Origin of the sequence: Cryobacterium tepidiphilum (assembly GCF_003716325.1) — a bacterium.
GTDB classification, from domain to species: domain Bacteria; phylum Actinomycetota; class Actinomycetes; order Actinomycetales; family Microbacteriaceae; genus Cryobacterium; species Cryobacterium tepidiphilum.
The window spans coordinates 149,278-165,054 of the sequence record NZ_RDSR01000004.1; the positions used below are offsets into that span (position 1 = coordinate 149,278).

A 15,777-nucleotide genomic window follows, 5' to 3' on the forward strand; every position below is an offset into this window, starting at 1 on the left:
GGAGTGAATCGGCGCGTGCTCAGCCGTCGCTGACCCGGTAGACGTCGTAGACCGCGTCGATGCGGCGCACGGCGTTCAGCACGCGGTCGAGGTGGCGCGTGTCGCCCATCTCGAACACGAACCGGCTGAGGGCGAGCCGGTCGTTGGACGTGTTGACCGTGGCGGAGAGGATGTTCACGTGGTGCTCCGAGAGCACCCGCGTGACGTCGGAGAGCAGGCCCGACCGGTCGAGGGCCTCGACCTGGATGTGCACCAGGAACACGCTCTTCGATGTGGGCGCCCACTCGACGTCGATCATCCGCTCCGGCTCCTTGAGCAGGTTCTGCACGTTGTGGCACGAGGCCTGGTGCACCGACACACCGGCGCCGCGGGTGATGAACCCGACGATCTTGTCGCCGGGCACCGGGGTGCAGCAGCGGGCGAGCTTCACGAGGATGTCGGGCGCGCCGCGCACGAGGATGCCGGAGTCGCTGTTGCGAAGGGTCTGCGCACGGCTGCGCGGCGCGACCGGCAGGTCGGGGACGTCGGCGTCGTCGACCGTCTGCAGCGACGCGACGACCTTCTCGAGCACCGACTGCGTCGACACGTGGCCTTCGCCGATGGCCGCGTACAGCGCCGACACGTCCTCGTACTTCATGACCGCGGCCACCTCGGCGAACGAGTCCTGGTTCATGAGCTTCTGCAGCGGCAGGTTCTGCTTGCGCATCGCCCGGGCGATCGCGTCGCGGCCCTGTTCGATCGCCTCGTCGCGGCGCTCCTTGGTGAACCACTGCCGGATCTTGTTGCGGGCGCGCGGGCTCTTGACGAAGTTCAGCCAGTCCTGGCTGGGGCCGGAGTCGGGGTTCTTGGAGGTGAAGACCTCGACGACGTCGCCGTTGCCCAGGGTGCTCTCCAGCGGCACCAGCCGGCCGTTGACCTTGGAGCCCATCGTGCGGTGGCCGACCTCGGTGTGCACGGCGTAGGCGAAGTCGACGGGTGTCGCGCCGGCGGGCAGCCCGATCACGCGGCCCTTGGGGGTGAAGACGTACACCTCCTTGGCGCCGATCTCGTAGCGCAGCGAGTCGAGGAACTCCCCCGGGTCGGCGGTCTCCGCCTGCCAGTCGGAGATGTGCGCGAGCCACGCCATGTCGGTGTCGTTCTGCGGGCCGGGCCCGGAACTGCGCCCGGTGGTCTGCTCCTTGTACTTCCAGTGCGCGGCCACACCGAACTCGGCGCGCTGGTGCATCTCCTGCGTGCGGATCTGGATCTCCACCGGGCGGCCGCTGGGACCGAGCACCGTCGTGTGCAGAGACTGGTACAGGTTGAACTTGGGGGTGGCGATGTAATCCTTGAACCGGCCGGGCAGCGGCGTCCACCGGGCGTGGATCGCGCCAAGCACCGCGTAGCAGTCGCGCACCGAGTTCACGAGCACGCGGATGCCGACGAGGTCGTAGATCTCGTCGAACTCGCGGCCGCGCACCACCATCTTCTGGTAGATCGAGTAGTACTGCTTGGGGCGCCCGGCGACCTTTCCGCGGATGCGTGCCGCCTTCAGATCGTCGTTGATCGCATCGACGACCTGCTGCACGAACTCCTCGCGCTGCGGGGTGCGCTGCTTGACGAGGCTCTCGATCTCGGCGTAGAGCTTAGGGTAGAGCACCGCGAACGAGAGGTCCTCAAGCTCCCACTTGATGGCCTGGATTCCGAGCCGATGCGCGAGCGGAGCGTAGATCTCCAGCGTCTCGGTGGCCTTGCGGGCGGCGGACTCGGCGGGAACGAAGCCCCAGGTGCGCGCGTTGTGCAGGCGGTCGGCGAGCTTGATGATGAGCACACGGATGTCCTTGGACATCGCGACGATCATCTTGCGGACGGTCTCGGCCTGGGTGGAGTCGCCGTACTTGACCTTGTCGAGCTTCGTGACGCCGTCGACCAGCATCGCGATCTCATCGCCGAAGTCGGCGCGCAGCTGGTCGAGGGTGTACTCGGTGTCCTCCACCGTGTCGTGAAGGAGCGCGGCGGCGAGGGTCTTCGGGCCGATCCCCAGGTCGGCGAGAATCTGGGCGACGGCTACCGGGTGGGTGATGTAGGGCTCGCCGCTTCGCCGTTTCTGGCCGCGGTGGGCCGACTCGGCCGCCGCGTAGGCGCGCTCGATGATCGACAAGTCCGCCCGCGGGTGGTGCATCCGCGCCGTGCGGATGAGCGTCTCGACGGCGCCGACCGGCTGGGCGCGCGAGAAGATGCGCGGCACGAGCCGGCGAAGCGACGCACCGGAGGGCGCCTGCGTCGTCTCGGTCATTGCGTCACCTCGCTCCCGCACTCATTATCGCGCTTCCCGGTTGCGGTTGCGTCAGCGAAGGACCGGGCCGCCGGCGGCCTGCCAGGCGTCCATGCCGCCTTCGACGTTGGCGGCCGGGTAGTCGGCGGCCAGCAGGGCGTCGGTCACGACGCGCGAGCGGCCGCCCACGTGGCAGATGACCAGGATGGTCTCACCGGCGGGCAGCTCGTCCTGGCGGCGGCCGATCTCGCCCATCGGGATGTGGTGGGCGCCGGGCGCGTGGCCCGCCTGCCACTCCACGTCCTCACGCACATCGAGCAGCCATCCGGTGCCCGATTCCACCGCTGCGATGGCGTCGGGTGCGGCGATGGAACCGGTGATGGCGGTCACACCGTCACCTCGTCCGCCTGCGCGGCGGCCTTGCTGCGCGCCGCGAGGACACGCTTGTCGTGCTTGCTGATCGCCGGCTCACCCTCACGTAGGTGCGCATAGAGCGGCGCGGCGATGAAGATGGTCGAGTAGGTGCCGACCAGGATGCCGATGAGCAGCGCCAGGGAGATGTCCCGGAGGGTGCCCGCGCCGAGAACGAACGCTCCGATGAAGAGGATCGAGGCGACCGGGAGCGCGGCGACGACCGAGGTGTTGATCGAGCGCACCAACGTCTGGTTGACCGCGAGGTTCACGGAGGCGGGGAAGGTGCGCGAGGAGCTGCTCTCGTCCTCGTGCGTGTTCTCGCGGATCTTGTCGAACACCACGACGGTGTCGTACAGCGAGTACCCGAGGATCGTCAGGAAGCCGATCACGGCGGCCGGGGTGATCTCGAACCCGGTGATGCCGTAGAACCCAGCCGTGATGATCAGGTCGTGCACCAGCGCCACCATGGCGGCCAGCGACATCTTCCACGTGCGGAAGTAGAGCGCCATGACGACGGCCGCGAGCACGAGGAACGTGATCAGTCCGCGGAGCGCCTGCCCGGTGATGTCCTTGCCCCAGGACGGGCCGATGAAGGAGGACGTGACCTTGCTCACCGGCACGTCGTATGCGGCGGCGAGAGCGTTCCGCACCTGCGTGTTCTCCTCGCCGGTCAGCTGGTCGGTCTGCACGCGCACGCCGGTATTACTGACCGTGGAGATCTTGGGCACGACGTCGGGGACGACGCTCTGCACCGCATCCGTTGCCTTGCCCTGCTGCTGGTCGGCGACGTCGGAGACGACGAACTCCGAACCGCCGGTGAACTCGATGCCGAACGTGAACCCGCCGCGCAGGAGCGGCCCGATCACGGCGATGAGAATGAGGATGCCCGCGATCAGGTACCAGCGACGGCGCAGGCCGACGATGTCGAACGAACGCTTACCGGTGTGCAGGTCGTTGCCGAACTGGGAGAAGCTGGCCATCAGGAGTCCTTCCCCTCGGACGATGTACTGGACGACGATGCGCTGGTCGAGGCGAGCTCTGCCGCCTTGCGCTCGGCGATGGTCTGCCGTTTGGCCGCCTCCCGGCTGACGGATGCCGCCTTGGCGGGCGTGATCGCGTCGGAGGGACGGAACCGGGCCCGACCCCGGTACGCGGCGCCGAGCGCGCGTGGGTCGAGTCCGCTGAACCGGTGCCCCTCGCTGAAGAACCGCACATGGGCCAGCAGCTGCAGCATCGGGTGGGTGAACAGTGCCACCACGGCGACGTCAACGATCGTGGTGAGGCCGAGCGTGAGGGCGAAGCCCTTGACGTTGCCGACCGCGACGATGAACAGCACGGCTGCCGCGAGGAAGTTGACCGTGTCAGACGCGAGGATCGTGCGGAGCGCGCGTTTCCAGCCGGCTTCGACGGATGACTCCAGCCCGCGGCCGTCGCGCAGCTCATCGCGCACGCGCTCGAAGTACACGATGAAGGAGTCGGCCGTGATACCGATCGCCACAATGAGGCCGGCGACGCCGGCAAGGGAGAGGCGGTAGCCCTCGCGCCAGGACAGCACGGTGATCAGCAGGTAGGTGATCACGGCAGCCACCGCAAGCGACGCGATCGTAACGAGCCCGAGCAATCGGTATTGAAGGAGCGAGTAGATGACCACGAGGATGAGGCCGATGAGGCCCGCGATCAGCCCGTTGACGAGCTGCGTCGAGCCGAGCGTCGCCGAGATGGTGTCCTGACTCTGAACCGTGAAGCTGATCGGGAGGGCACCGAACTTCAGCTGGTCGGCGAGAACCTTCGAGCTCTCCTGGGTGAAGTTGCCGCTGATCTCCGGCTTGCCGTCGGTGATGACGGCGAGAGTACGCGGGGCGGAGATGACCTCCCCGTCCAGCACGATCGCGAACTGGTTCTGCACTCCCTGAAGACCGGAGAGGCGCGTCGTGACGGTGGCGAACGACTTGGCGCCGGTCTGGTCGAAGACGATGTTCACGACCCATTCGCCGGTGGAGGCGCCGGTCTGGGTCTGGCGCTGGCCGTTGGTGGCGTCGGTGATGTGCTCGCCGCTCACCTCGACCGGGCCCAGCAGGTACTTGACGGAGCCGTCCGTCTCACAGGTGACGAGGGGTTCGTCGGCCGGGGCCACGTTCGAGGTGTTGTTGATCGTGGAGCAGTCGAAGGAGTCGTATTTCGCCTGCAGCGCCGGCGTGACGTAGTTGAGGTCGCTCGCGTTGGTGGGGCTCACGGTCGGAGTGCTGCGGAGGTTCGGGTCAGGGGTGGCCGAGGGGGCGGGTGTCGTCTTCCCGTCGGCGCCGACGGACGCGGCGGACGGCTGCCCGGCGAGCAGCACCGGCCGGAATTCGAGCTTCGCCGACGACTTGATGCGGTTGAGTGTCTCGTCATCCGGTGTGCCGGGGATGGAGACGACGATGTTCTGCCCGCCCTGCGTGTTGATCTCCGCTTCGGAGACGCCCGACGAGTCGATGCGCTGGCGGATGATCGAGACCGCCTGGTTCAGCTGCTCCTGCGAGACGGTCTTCCCCGACTCGAGCTTGGGCGCCAGGATGATCTGGGTTCCGCCCTCGAGGTCGAGCGCCAGCTTCGGCGCCCAGGATCCACCACCGGTGAGCACCCCGGCGGTGTTGAGTGCGATCAGGCCGACGATGATCACCGCCAACCAGGTCAGGGATCGCCAGGCCTTCTTGACCGGGGACAGTTTTGCCACCTGTGAACTCAGCTTTCTATGCTCGTGCCCCCGGCGTCAGTACCGGGGGCACGGTAAGGACTATGGGTTACGCGTCGCCCTTTTTGCGGTCGGCGTCGGACTCGTCCAGGCGCTGGCCGAACTCCGGCTCGCCCACGAGGTGGCCGTGCGACTCGTTCAGCTCCGGGGCAAGGAACTCCGGCTCGGCGTCGGTCGCGACGACGGGCTCCTCGACGACGGGCTCGATGACGCGGGCCACGGTCTGCCGGTGCAGGTGCACGACCGTGCCCGGAGCAATTTCGAGCGCGACCTTGTTGTCGACCTCATCAATGGACACAATGGTTCCGTAGAGTCCGAAGTTGGTCATCACGTCGGCACCGGGCACCATGGTGGACTGCAGCTTTTCCTGCTCCGCCTTGCGCTTGCGTCCGTTGCGGAACATGAAGAATACGAGCACCGCCAGGACGGCGAGCATGACGAGGGTCATTGGATCCATGGGAGTGTAAAGCCTTTCGATTGCGGCGCACGTCGTGCAACGGCCTCGTTGCCGGGCGTTGCTGGCCAGCTTGAATTATAGGACATCCAGGGTGAGACCAGCCTGTGGATGGCTGAGACCGAAATGCCGCCACGCTTCGGGCGTGGCCACACGTCCCCGTGGTGTGCGCGTGAGAAAGCCTATCCGCACCAGGAACGGTTCAACGACCGACTCGACGGTTTCGGACTCTTCTCCCACCGAAACCGCCAGCGTGTTGAGGCCTACCGGGCCCCCGCCGAACCGGGTGAGCACCGTGCGCATGACCTCCCGGTCGAGGCGGTCGAGCCCGATGCCGTCGACGTCGTACAGGTCGAGGGCCGCGTGCACCGCCTCGAGGTCGGCGTCACGCCCGTGCACCAGCGCGTAGTCGCGCACGCGACGCAACAGGCGATTGGCGATGCGGGGCGTACCCCGGCAGCGGCCGGCGATCTCCGCCAGCGCGGCCTTGTCGATGGGCAGGTCGAGCAGCGCCGCCGCTCGGCCGAGCACCTGCTCCAGCTCGTGCTCGGCGTAGAACTCGAGGTGCGCGGTGAAACCGAAGCGGTCGCGCAGCGGGTTGGGCAGCAGGCCGGAACGGGTGGTCGCGCCCACGAGGGTGAACGGCGCCAGGTCGAGCGGAACCGACGTCGCCCCGGCGCCCTTGCCGACCATGATGTCGATGCGGAAGTCCTCCATCGCGAGGTAGAGCATCTCCTCGGCCGAGCGGGCCATGCGGTGGATCTCGTCGATGAACAGCACTTCGCCGGGAACGAGCGACGAGAGCACGGCGGCCAGGTCGCCGGCGTGCTGGATGGCGGGTCCGCTGGACATGCGGAGCGGCCGGTCGCCCTCCTGGGCGATGATCATCGCGAGTGTCGTCTTGCCGAGCCCGGGCGGGCCGGCCAGCAGGATGTGATCAGGTGTGCGCTGTTGCATGGTCGCCGCAGTGAGCAGGAGCTGCAGTTGCCCGCGCACCTTCTCCTGGCCGACGAACTCCCGCAGGGTGCGGGGCCGCAGGGCACCTTCGAAGGCGATCTCGGCCTCGCCCTCCGCCACCGGGTTGGTGAGCTGGGTGCCGGCATCCGCCGTCATGAGGCGCCGCCCTTCGACGAGCCCGCACGGGCGGGCCCGAGCCGGGCCAGCGCCAGCCGGAGCACGGCCGCGACGGCGAGTTCGGCATCCGCTGCGTCGGCGAGGGTCTGCTCGACGGCCTCGGCGGCGACCTTCTCCGACCAGCCGAGGCCGATGAGCGCCGCCTGCACGGTGGCTGAGGTGCCGGTGCCGGCGGAAGCGGCGGCGCCCGGCGCGGCCGCGGCCTGCACCGGGGCGAGCTTGCCGGCCAACGAGAGCACGATGAGTTTGGCGGTCTTCGGACCGATGCCGCTGACCTTGCGGAACACTCCGTCGTCGTCGGCGTTCACGGCCTGGGCGACCTGGTCGGGGGTGAGCACGGCCAGTACACCGAGGGCCGACTTCGGGCCGACGCCGGTGACGCCCACAAGGAGGTCGAAGACGGCGAGCTCCTCAGCGGATGCGAAACCGTACAGGGTGAGCGAGTCTTCACGCACGATCAGGGTCGTCACCAGGCGCGCCTCCTGGCCGACGCGAACGGAGAGGGCGGTCGCGGGGGTGACCTGCACGGTCAAGCCGACGCCGCCGACCTCGACGACGACGGTCGTTCCCAGGGCGGAGAGGACGAGGCCGCGTACGGAGGAGATCATCGCTTAAGACTACGGTGCCCCACCGACGCTGCCGTGCCACGCTCCGCGGCGAGCCACGCCTGCTGGGCGGGAGTCATCGTGCCGCTGCGGGCGCCCGCGGTCGGGAGCGTGCCGCCGGAGATGCCGGTGCGCCACGCGTGGCAGATGGCCAGGGCGAGGGCATCGGCCGCGTCGGCGGGGCGAGGCACCTCGGCCAGGCCGAGCACTCGGGCCACCATGGTGCCCACCTGCTTCTTGTCGGCCGAACCGTAGCCGGTGATGGCGGCCTTCACCTCGCTGGGCGTGTGCAAGCTGACCGGGAGCCCGCGCTGCGCGGCGAGCAGCAGCGCGACGCCGCTGATCTGCGCGGTGCCCATCACGGTGCGGAGGTTGTGCTGCGCAAACACCCGCTCGAGGGCGACGAAGGCGGGCTGGTGCTCGTCGAAGAGCAGCTCGAGTTCGCGGCTGATCGACAGCAGCCGTTGCTCCAGCGGCAGGTCGGTGGCGGTGCGCAGCACGCTGACGTGCACGAGCGTGGCGGTGCGGTTACCGGCGACATCGACGATGCCGACGCCACAGCGGGTGAGGCCGGGGTCGATGCCGAGCACCCGAACCGTCATCGGGCTATTCCGAATCCGCTTCGAGCTCGGCCTGCACCGACGCGGGCACGTCGTAGTTGCTGTAGATGTTCTGCACGTCGTCGAGGTCTTCCAGCGCGTCGATCAGGCGGAACACCTTGCGGGCGGTGTCGGCGTCGACCTCCACCTTGAGCGACGGGACGAAGGCGATGTCGGCGGAGTCGTAGTCGATCCCGGCGTCCTGCAGGGCGGTGCGGGCGGCGACGAGGTCGCTGGCGTCGGTGAACACCTCGAAGACGTCACCGTCGCCCACGACCTCCTCGGCACCGGCGTCGAGCACGGCCACGAGCACGTCATCCTCGGTCAGTTCGTCGGACTGGGGAACGACGACAACACCTTTGCGGTGGAAGTTGTACGCGACGCTGCCCGGGTCGGCCATGGTGCCGCCGTTGCGCGTCATGGCGGTGCGCACCTCGGCGGCCGCGCGGTTCTTGTTGTCGGTGAGGCACTCGATCATGATGGCGACGCCGTTCGCGGCATAGCCTTCGTACATGATCGTCGTGTAGTCGATGGACTCACCGGTGAGACCGGCGCCGCGCTTGATGGCACGGTCGATGTTGTCGTTCGGGACCGAGGTCTTCTTGGCCTTCTGCACGGCGTCGACCAGGGTCGGGTTGCCGGAGAGGTCGGCGCCGCCCATCTTGGCGGCGACCTCGATGTTCTTGATCAGCTTCGCGAACGACTTGGCCCGGCGCTGGTCGATGACCGCCTTCTTGTGCTTGGTGGTCGCCCATTTGGAATGCCCGGACATGAATCTCCCGTGTGTGTCGTTCGGCTCTGGTGCAGAGCCATTCTAATCAGGGCCGGTAGTCGGCAGCCTCGACCTTGCCGAGGAAATACTCATGGAACCGGTACTCCCCCGTGATCTCCGGGTGGAACGAGGTTCCCAGCAGGTTGCCCTGCTCCACCGCCACGCACCGGCCGTCGGCAACGGATGCGAGGGCGGTCGCGGCCTCGCCCACCCTCTCGACGATCGGGGCCCGGATGAAGACCGCGTGCACCGGTGTGTCGGCCACGGCCGGGACGTCGAGGTCCGTTTCGAAGGAATCGACCTGGGAGCCGAAGGCGTTGCGGCGCACGCTGATGTCCAGTCCCCCGATGCTCTGCTGCCCGGCGATGCCGTCGATGATCGTGTCGGCGAGCATGATCAACCCGGCGCACGTGCCGAACACCGGCATGCCGGCGCGCACGGCGTCCTTCAGCGGTTCAGCCAGCCCGTAGCCGCGCGACAGCTTGTCCATGACGCTGGATTCGCCGCCCGGGATCACCAGCCCGCTGACACGGGCGAGCTCCTCCGGGCGGCGCACCAGGATCGTCTCGGCGCCGAGCGATCGCAGCACGTTCGCGTGCTCCCGGAAATCGCCCTGCAGGGCGAGGACGCCGACCGTCATCGACCGGGCGGTCACCAGCCGCGTTCGGCGAGGCGGTGCGGCGCGGCGAGGTCGGCGACGTTGATGCCAACCATGGCCTCACCGAGCCCGCGGGAGACGTCGGCGACGACGCTCGGGTCGTCGTAGAACGTCACGGCCTTCACGATCGCGTTCGCGCGCTGCTCCGGGTTGCCGGACTTGAAGATGCCGGAGCCCACGAACACGCCGTCAGCGCCGAGCTGCATCATCATGGCCGCGTCGGCGGGGGTGGCGACGCCGCCGGCGGTGAAGAGCACGACGGGGAGTTTGCCGGTCGAGGCGATCTCGGCGACCAGCTCGTACGGCGCCTGCAGTTCCTTCGCGGCGACATAGAGCTCGTCTTTGGTCATGGCTGACAGTGCGTTGATCTCGCCCTTGATCTTGCGGATGTGCTTGGTCGCCTCCGAGACGTCGCCGGTTCCGGCCTCGCCCTTGGAGCGGATCATCGCCGCGCCCTCGTTGATGCGGCGGAGCGCCTCGCCCAGGTTCGTGGCGCCGCAGACGAAGGGAACGGTGAAGTTCCACTTGTCGATGTGGTTCACGTAGTCGGCCGGGCTCAGCACCTCGGACTCGTCGATGTAGTCGACACCCAGCGACTGCAGCACCTGGGCCTCCACGAAGTGCCCGATGCGCGCCTTCGCCATCACCGGGATGGACACCTCGGCGATGATGCTGTCGATCAGGTCGGGGTCGCTCATGCGGGCGACGCCGCCCTGCGAGCGGATGTCGGCGGGGACACGCTCGAGGGCCATGACGGCGACGGCGCCGGCGTCTTCGGCGATGCGGGCCTGCTCGGCGGTGACGACGTCCATGATGACGCCGCCCTTCAGCATTTCGGCGAGCCCGCGCTTGACGCGGCTCGAGCCGAACTGCGAGGTCTGTGTGGTGTCAGTCATACTTTCGATTCTATTCCTTGCGTGGGGGCGCCACGGCCGCTGGGCCGTGTGCACTGCTGGTGATCGGGCTAGTGTGCGACGCCGGGGCCGGCCGCGGGCCATGCCGCGGCGATCTCTCGGCGCACGTCGCCCAGGAGCCGCGGGATTGCCTTGGTCTGGGCGATGATCGGGAAGAAGTTCGAGTCCTGCGCCCAGCGGGGAACGATGTGCTGGTGCAGGTGCTCGGCGATGCCGGCGCCCGCGACGGCGCCCTGGTTCATCCCGATGTTGAAGCCGTGGCTGCCCGAGACGGACCTCACCACGCGCATCGCCGTCTGCGTCAGGCTACCGATCTCGGTCACTTCGTCGGGTGTCGCCTCGTCATACGTCGCAATATGCCGGTACGGGCACACGAGCAGGTGGCCGCTGTTGTAGGGGAACAGGTTGAGGATCACGTACGCGAACGTGCCGCGGGCGACGATCAGTGCCGTCTCGTCGTCCTTCGCCGGTGCGACGCAGAACGGGCAGCCCTCATCGGGCAGGTCGTTCTGGATGTACACCAGGCGGTGCGGGGTCCACAGTCTCTGGAAGGCATCGGGAACGGCGGCGAAGTCCGCCGAGGACTCCACGTCGTCGTGCTCGCCCACGTTACATCTGCCCCTGGGTCGTCACCTGGCTCCTGGCCTCGATCGAGGCGACGATACGACGGATGGCGTCGGCAACCGGCACCCCGTTCTCCTGGGTGCCGTCACGGAACCGGAAGCTCACCGAGTTGTTCGCCTGGTCCTCCTCCCCTGCGATCAGCAGGTAGGGCACCTTGGCCTTGGTGTGGGTGCGGATCTTCTTCTGCATCCGGTCGTCGGAGTGGTCCACGTCGGCGCGGACGCCCGCGGCCTTCAGCTGTGCCACCACATCGTCGAGGTAGGGTCCGTACTGGTCGGAGATCGGGATGCCGACGACCTGCACGGGAGCGAGCCACACCGGGAAGGCGCCGGCGTAGTGCTCGGTGAGCACACCGAAGAACCGTTCGATCGAGCCGAACAGGGCGCGGTGGATCATGACCGGGCGCTGCTTGGAGCCGTCGGCGGCCGTGTACTCGAGCTCGAAGCGCTCCGGCAGGTTGAAGTCGAGCTGCACGGTCGACATCTGCCAGGTACGGCCGATCGCGTCGCGCGCCTGCACGGAGATCTTCGGCCCGTAGAACGCGGCGCCGCCCGGGTCGGGCACGAGGTCGAGACCGGAGGCGATGGCGACGTCTTCGAGGGTCTGGGTGGCTTCGTCCCAGACCTCGTCGCTGCCGACGTACTTCTCCGGGTCCTTCGTGGAGAGCTCCAGGTAGAAGTCGGTGAGGCCGTAGTCGCGCAGGAGCTCCAACACGAAGTTCAGGGTCTTGGTGAGCTCGTCCTTCATCTTCTCCTTGGTGGTGAAGATGTGGGCGTCGTCCATCGTGAGGCCCCGCACGCGGGTGAGGCCGTGCACGACGCCGGACTTCTCGTTGCGGTAGACCGTGCCGAACTCGAAGAGCCGGAGTGGCAGGTCGCGGTAGGAGCGCCCGCGGGACCGGTAGACGAGGATGTGGAACGGGCAGTTCATGGGCTTCAGGTAGTAGTCCGCGCCCTGCCGGGTGACCTCGCCTTCCTCGTTGCGGGCCTCGTCGAGGTGCATCGGCGGGAACATAGCGTCGGCGTACCAGCCGAGGTGACCGGACTCCTCGAACAGCGCACCCTTGGTGATGTGCGGCGTGTAGACGAAGTCGTAGCCCTCCCGCTCGTGCTTGACGCGCGAGTAGTTCTCCATCTCGCGGCGGATGATGCCGCCCTTCGGGTGGAAGACCGCGAGCCCCGAGCCGATCTCGTCGGGGAAGCTGAACAGGTCGAGCTCGGCGCCGAGGCGGCGGTGGTCGCGCTTGGCCGCCTCCTCCAGCCGGGCCTGGTAGGCGCGCAGTTCGTCCTTGCTGGGCCACGCGGTGCCGTAGATGCGCTGCAGCTGCGGGTTCTTCTCCGAGCCGCGCCAGTACGCGGCGGCAAGCCGGGTCAGCGCGTATCCGTTGCCGATCATGCGCGTGTTCGGCAGGTGCGGCCCGCGGCAGAGGTCCTGCCACACCGTCTCCCCCGTCTTCGGGTCGACGTTGTCGTAGATGGTGAGCTCGGCGCCGCCGACCTCGACCGACTCGTTGGCGTCGCTCGCCGTGCCGGCGTCGGAGCCCTTCAGACCGATCAGCTCCAGCTTGTACGGCTCGCCGGACAGTTCGTCGCGGGCTTCATCGGCGCTGACCACCCGGCGCACGAAGCGCTGCCCAGAGCGGATGATGCGGTCCATGGCCTTCTCGATACCCTTGAGATCCTCGGGCGTGAACGGCTCGGCAACGTCGAAGTCGTAATAGAAGCCGTCGGTGACGGGCGGGCCGATGCCGAGCTTCGCCTCCGGGTTGATCGACTGCACCGCCTGCGCCAGCACGTGGGCGGCGGAGTGGCGAAGGATGTTGAGGCCGTCCGGGGAGTCGATGGTCACCGGTTCGACGGCATCCGTCGGCGTGACAGTGGCGGCCAGGTCCCTCAACTCACCGTTGACGCGCATTGCAACAACGGAACGGTCAGTGAAGAGTGCAAAGCCATCAGCCACGTGTGTATCTCCTTGGTTACGCCTACCCGTCAACTTTAGTGCCCGCTGAGTTTGTGCCCGTCACGCTCGGCGGCCGCCTCGGACGGCCCCAGCAAGCGTCACGCGCAACCCGGAGCCCCGCCGAACGAAGTGCCTCCGCGCCCGGCTTCCCGTCGAGCTCGGGAGTACCCTGAAGGCATGAACAAGACAAATCCTCAGGAGCGGGGAGGCGCCGACGCCGCGCACCGCGGTGAGGAGCCGCACGGCGGGGAACGCACCGGTCACGAGCACCGGCACGGCGTCGGGACATGGGTGAACACGAAGCTCATGCAGGTGATCGGGCCGCCGCCGGTCGGTCCGTACGACGAGAACGTCGTCATGCCCGATTCCGAGGCACCGTGTCCGCTGTGCGGCGCCCCCATGTCGCAGCACGTCATCGACCGCACCGGCCGCGACGCCGAACTCGTCTGCCCCACGCCGCCGGCCCCGGCCGTGCACGAGCCGACAGCGCCCTGAGCGGGGCCGGCGAGCCAACCAGCACTCCGGCGCGGCTCAGGTCTGGCCGGTGCTGACCTGCACCTTCTCGAACGTGACCTCGACCGGCGCCGGGCTGATCCGTCCGCCAGAACGATCGCAGACCGCCACCTCGACGCGCCGGTTCTCGTCACGGGGCTACTGCCAGACGAGCTGGCCGTCGACCCACTCAGACATGCCTTCCGCCTTCTCCACGGCGTAGCCCACCCGCGACGGCGAACGCCGCGCATCCGTCGAGTTGCGACCGTTGAGGATCACGACGCCGCGTGCCAGACTTCGTGACGACCGACCGTGCTCGACGACGTCGCCACGTGACGGAAGGAGTCGGGAGTTGAATCCAGCGATCGAGACCCATGACCTCGGCAAACGTTATGGCCGGCAGTCGGCACTGTCCGGCCTGGGCCTCGTCGTCGAAGCGGGCAGTGTGTTCGGCATGATCGGCCCGAACGGTGCAGGCAAGACCACCACCATGCGCCTGCTGCTCGACCTCATCCGTCCCAGCACCGGCAGCGCCCACGTGCTCGGCACCGACCCTCGCACGGGCGGCCCCGGCCTCCGGCGCCGCATCGGGTTCCTCCCGGGCGAGTTCCGCGTGACCGGGCGCGCCACGGGACGCGACCTCGTCGAGTTCTATGCCCGCATCAGCGGCCGGGTCGAACCGGGCGTCATAGACCGCCTGGCCACGCGTCTCGACCTTGACCTCAGCCGTCCGGCGAGCACCCTGTCCAAGGGAAACAAGCAGAAGATCGGCCTGGTGCAGGCCTTCATGCACCGGCCCGACCTGCTCCTCCTCGACGAGCCGACCAGCGGCCTCGATCCGCTCGTGCAGCGGGAGTTCCTCACCCTGGTGCGCGAGGCGCGCGAGAACGGCCAGACCGTGTTCCTGAGTTCCCACGTGTTGAGCGAGATCCAGCACGTGGCCGACAGCGTCGGCATCCTCCGCGCCGGAGAGCTCGTCACGACCGCGACGGTGGCCGAGCTGCGAGAGTCGGCCGTGCGTCATGTGCGGGTCACGGTCGACACAGCGGATGCGCCGGCCCTGCACGCGGAACTCGCCGCCCTCCCGCAACTCGCCGATCTCACCCAGTCGGCAGGCGCATCCGGTGTGGGCGGGGTCACGCTCTCCGCGACCATCTCCACGGATCTTCACGAATTCGTGCGCGCGATCTCTCGCTATCGGGTGCTCGACCTCGTCGCCGAGGAGGCCGACCTCGAGGAGGCTGTGCTCCGTTACTACGGCACGGACCTCCGGGAAGGAGCCGAACCGGCATGAGCGCGCTCCCGCTGCTGCGTCGCGCGATGCGCTCCTCCCGGCGGTCGCTGGTCCTCTGGAGCCTCGGTGTGCTGGCCGCCCTCGCCCTCTACCTGCCGCTGTATCCGTCCATAGGCGGCAATGCCGAGATGCGGCAACTGATCGCGAACCTTCCACCCGCGCTCGTCAAGGTGATCGGCTACGACAACCTGAGCACCGGCGCGGGTTACGCACAGTCGACGTTCTTCGGGCTCATGGGCTTCTTCCTGTTCACCATCGCCGCGGTCGGCTGGGGCACCGCCGCCATCGCAGGCGAGGAGGAGAACGGGTCGCTGGAGCTCATCCTGGCGCACGCCGTGACGCGCGGCCGCGTCGTTCTCGAGCAGGCCGCCGCGGTGGCGCTGCGGCTGCTGGTTCTCAGCATCGTCAGCGTGTTGGTGATCCTCGCCCTGAACGGGCCCGCGCGAACGCACATCCAGCCCGGGAAGTTGCTCGCCGCGTCCGCTGCGCTGCTCGGGCTCAGCCTGCTGATCGCGTTCGCCGCACTGGCCGGAGGGGCGCTCAGCGGGCGGCGGTCGATCGCGCTCGGTGCTGGGGCCGGTCTTGCCGTGGTCGCGTACGCGGTGAATGCGGTCGCCAGCCAGAGCCCGGACTTGGACCGCCTGCACGCGTACTCCCCCTACGCCTGGGCGTTCGGCAATTCTCCCCTCACCGACGGCCCGGATTGGGGCGGCCTGGCGCCGTTGTACGGAGGGGTCGTGCTGCTGCTGGCTCTGGGCGTCGTCGGCCTTCGACGTCGCGACGTAGGGGTGTGACCGAGGCGGCTCGACCCCTTCACCCCTCGGAAGGCGACGATCGAACGGAGCAGGCACACTGAAGGTGTCCCCTTCCTGC

16 protein-coding genes are annotated in these 15,777 nt (G+C 68.3%); 3 read left to right on the forward strand and 13 right to left on the reverse strand.

The genetic code is table 11. The features are described 5' to 3' along the window. Positions 1-19 precede the first annotated feature (19 nt). From EEJ31_RS04010 to thrS, 13 genes are all read right to left on the reverse strand, one after another. Positions 20-2,275: a RelA/SpoT family protein gene (locus tag EEJ31_RS04010; protein WP_123045005.1), complete on the reverse strand. Its 2,256-nt coding sequence runs from the start codon at positions 2,273-2,275 to the stop codon at positions 20-22. Positions 2,276-2,326: 51 nt separating this feature from the next. Further along, positions 2,327-2,644, reverse strand: coding sequence for a rhodanese-like domain-containing protein (locus EEJ31_RS04015; RefSeq protein ID WP_123045006.1), 318 nt, complete (start codon positions 2,642-2,644; stop codon positions 2,327-2,329). Beyond that, positions 2,641-3,648, reverse strand: coding sequence for a protein translocase subunit SecF (secF, locus tag EEJ31_RS04020; RefSeq protein ID WP_123045007.1), 1,008 nt, complete (start codon positions 3,646-3,648; stop codon positions 2,641-2,643). Before secF ends, EEJ31_RS04015 begins: the two co-directional genes overlap by 4 nt. Beyond that, a complete protein-coding gene (gene secD, locus EEJ31_RS04025; protein ID WP_123045008.1) occupies positions 3,648-5,381 on the reverse strand; it encodes a protein translocase subunit SecD in 1,734 nt (577 codons plus the stop codon). The genes secF and secD overlap by 1 nt, the downstream gene beginning before the upstream one ends. Before the next feature lie 67 nt (positions 5,382-5,448). Then, positions 5,449-5,847: a preprotein translocase subunit YajC gene (yajC, locus tag EEJ31_RS04030; protein WP_233563715.1), complete on the reverse strand. Its 399-nt coding sequence runs from the start codon at positions 5,845-5,847 to the stop codon at positions 5,449-5,451. Positions 5,848-5,931: 84 nt separating this feature from the next. Beyond that, positions 5,932-6,966, reverse strand: a complete 1,035-nt coding sequence (gene ruvB / locus EEJ31_RS04035; RefSeq protein WP_123045010.1) for a Holliday junction branch migration DNA helicase RuvB — start codon at positions 6,964-6,966, stop codon at positions 5,932-5,934. After that, entirely contained in the window at positions 6,963-7,595 is a 633-nt protein-coding gene (gene ruvA, locus EEJ31_RS04040; protein WP_123045011.1) for a Holliday junction branch migration protein RuvA, read from the reverse strand. The genes ruvB and ruvA overlap by 4 nt, the downstream gene beginning before the upstream one ends. Continuing rightward, on the reverse strand, positions 7,592-8,194 hold the full coding sequence (gene ruvC, locus EEJ31_RS04045) for a crossover junction endodeoxyribonuclease RuvC (protein WP_123045012.1): 603 nt from the start codon (positions 8,192-8,194) through the stop codon (positions 7,592-7,594). The genes ruvA and ruvC overlap by 4 nt, the downstream gene beginning before the upstream one ends. Before the next feature lie 4 nt (positions 8,195-8,198). Beyond that, a complete protein-coding gene (locus EEJ31_RS04050) occupies positions 8,199-8,963 on the reverse strand; it encodes a YebC/PmpR family DNA-binding transcriptional regulator (RefSeq protein WP_123045013.1) in 765 nt (254 codons plus the stop codon). A 46-nt stretch (positions 8,964-9,009) separates the two neighbouring features. Then, positions 9,010-9,603, reverse strand: a complete 594-nt coding sequence (pdxT, locus tag EEJ31_RS04055; RefSeq protein WP_123045055.1) for a pyridoxal 5'-phosphate synthase glutaminase subunit PdxT — start codon at positions 9,601-9,603, stop codon at positions 9,010-9,012. Positions 9,604-9,614: 11 nt separating this feature from the next. Beyond that, the gene (gene pdxS / locus EEJ31_RS04060) at positions 9,615-10,517 is read right to left on the reverse strand and encodes a pyridoxal 5'-phosphate synthase lyase subunit PdxS (protein ID WP_123045014.1); all 903 of its coding nucleotides are present in this window, start codon (positions 10,515-10,517) and stop codon (positions 9,615-9,617) included. A 68-nt stretch (positions 10,518-10,585) separates the two neighbouring features. Continuing rightward, on the reverse strand, positions 10,586-11,143 hold the full coding sequence (locus tag EEJ31_RS04065; protein WP_123045015.1) for an HIT family protein: 558 nt from the start codon (positions 11,141-11,143) through the stop codon (positions 10,586-10,588). A gap of 1 nt (position 11,144) precedes the next feature. Next, positions 11,145-13,073, reverse strand: a complete 1,929-nt coding sequence (gene thrS / locus EEJ31_RS04070; protein ID WP_233563720.1) for a threonine--tRNA ligase — start codon at positions 13,071-13,073, stop codon at positions 11,145-11,147. Positions 13,074-13,295: 222 nt separating this feature from the next. Between thrS and EEJ31_RS04075 the strand changes: the two genes are divergently transcribed. The 3 genes from EEJ31_RS04075 to EEJ31_RS04085 all read left to right on the forward strand — a co-directional run bounded on the left by EEJ31_RS04075 (position 13,296) and on the right by EEJ31_RS04085 (position 15,698). Then, positions 13,296-13,613 (forward strand): hypothetical protein, encoded by a 318-nt coding sequence (locus EEJ31_RS04075; protein ID WP_123045017.1) that lies wholly within the window; start codon positions 13,296-13,298, stop codon positions 13,611-13,613. A 349-nt stretch (positions 13,614-13,962) separates the two neighbouring features. Continuing rightward, positions 13,963-14,904, forward strand: a complete 942-nt coding sequence (locus tag EEJ31_RS04080) for an ABC transporter ATP-binding protein (RefSeq protein ID WP_123045018.1) — start codon at positions 13,963-13,965, stop codon at positions 14,902-14,904. Beyond that, positions 14,901-15,698, forward strand: coding sequence for an ABC transporter permease subunit (locus tag EEJ31_RS04085; RefSeq protein WP_123045019.1), 798 nt, complete (start codon positions 14,901-14,903; stop codon positions 15,696-15,698). Before EEJ31_RS04080 ends, EEJ31_RS04085 begins: the two co-directional genes overlap by 4 nt. Positions 15,699-15,777 lie beyond the last annotated feature (79 nt).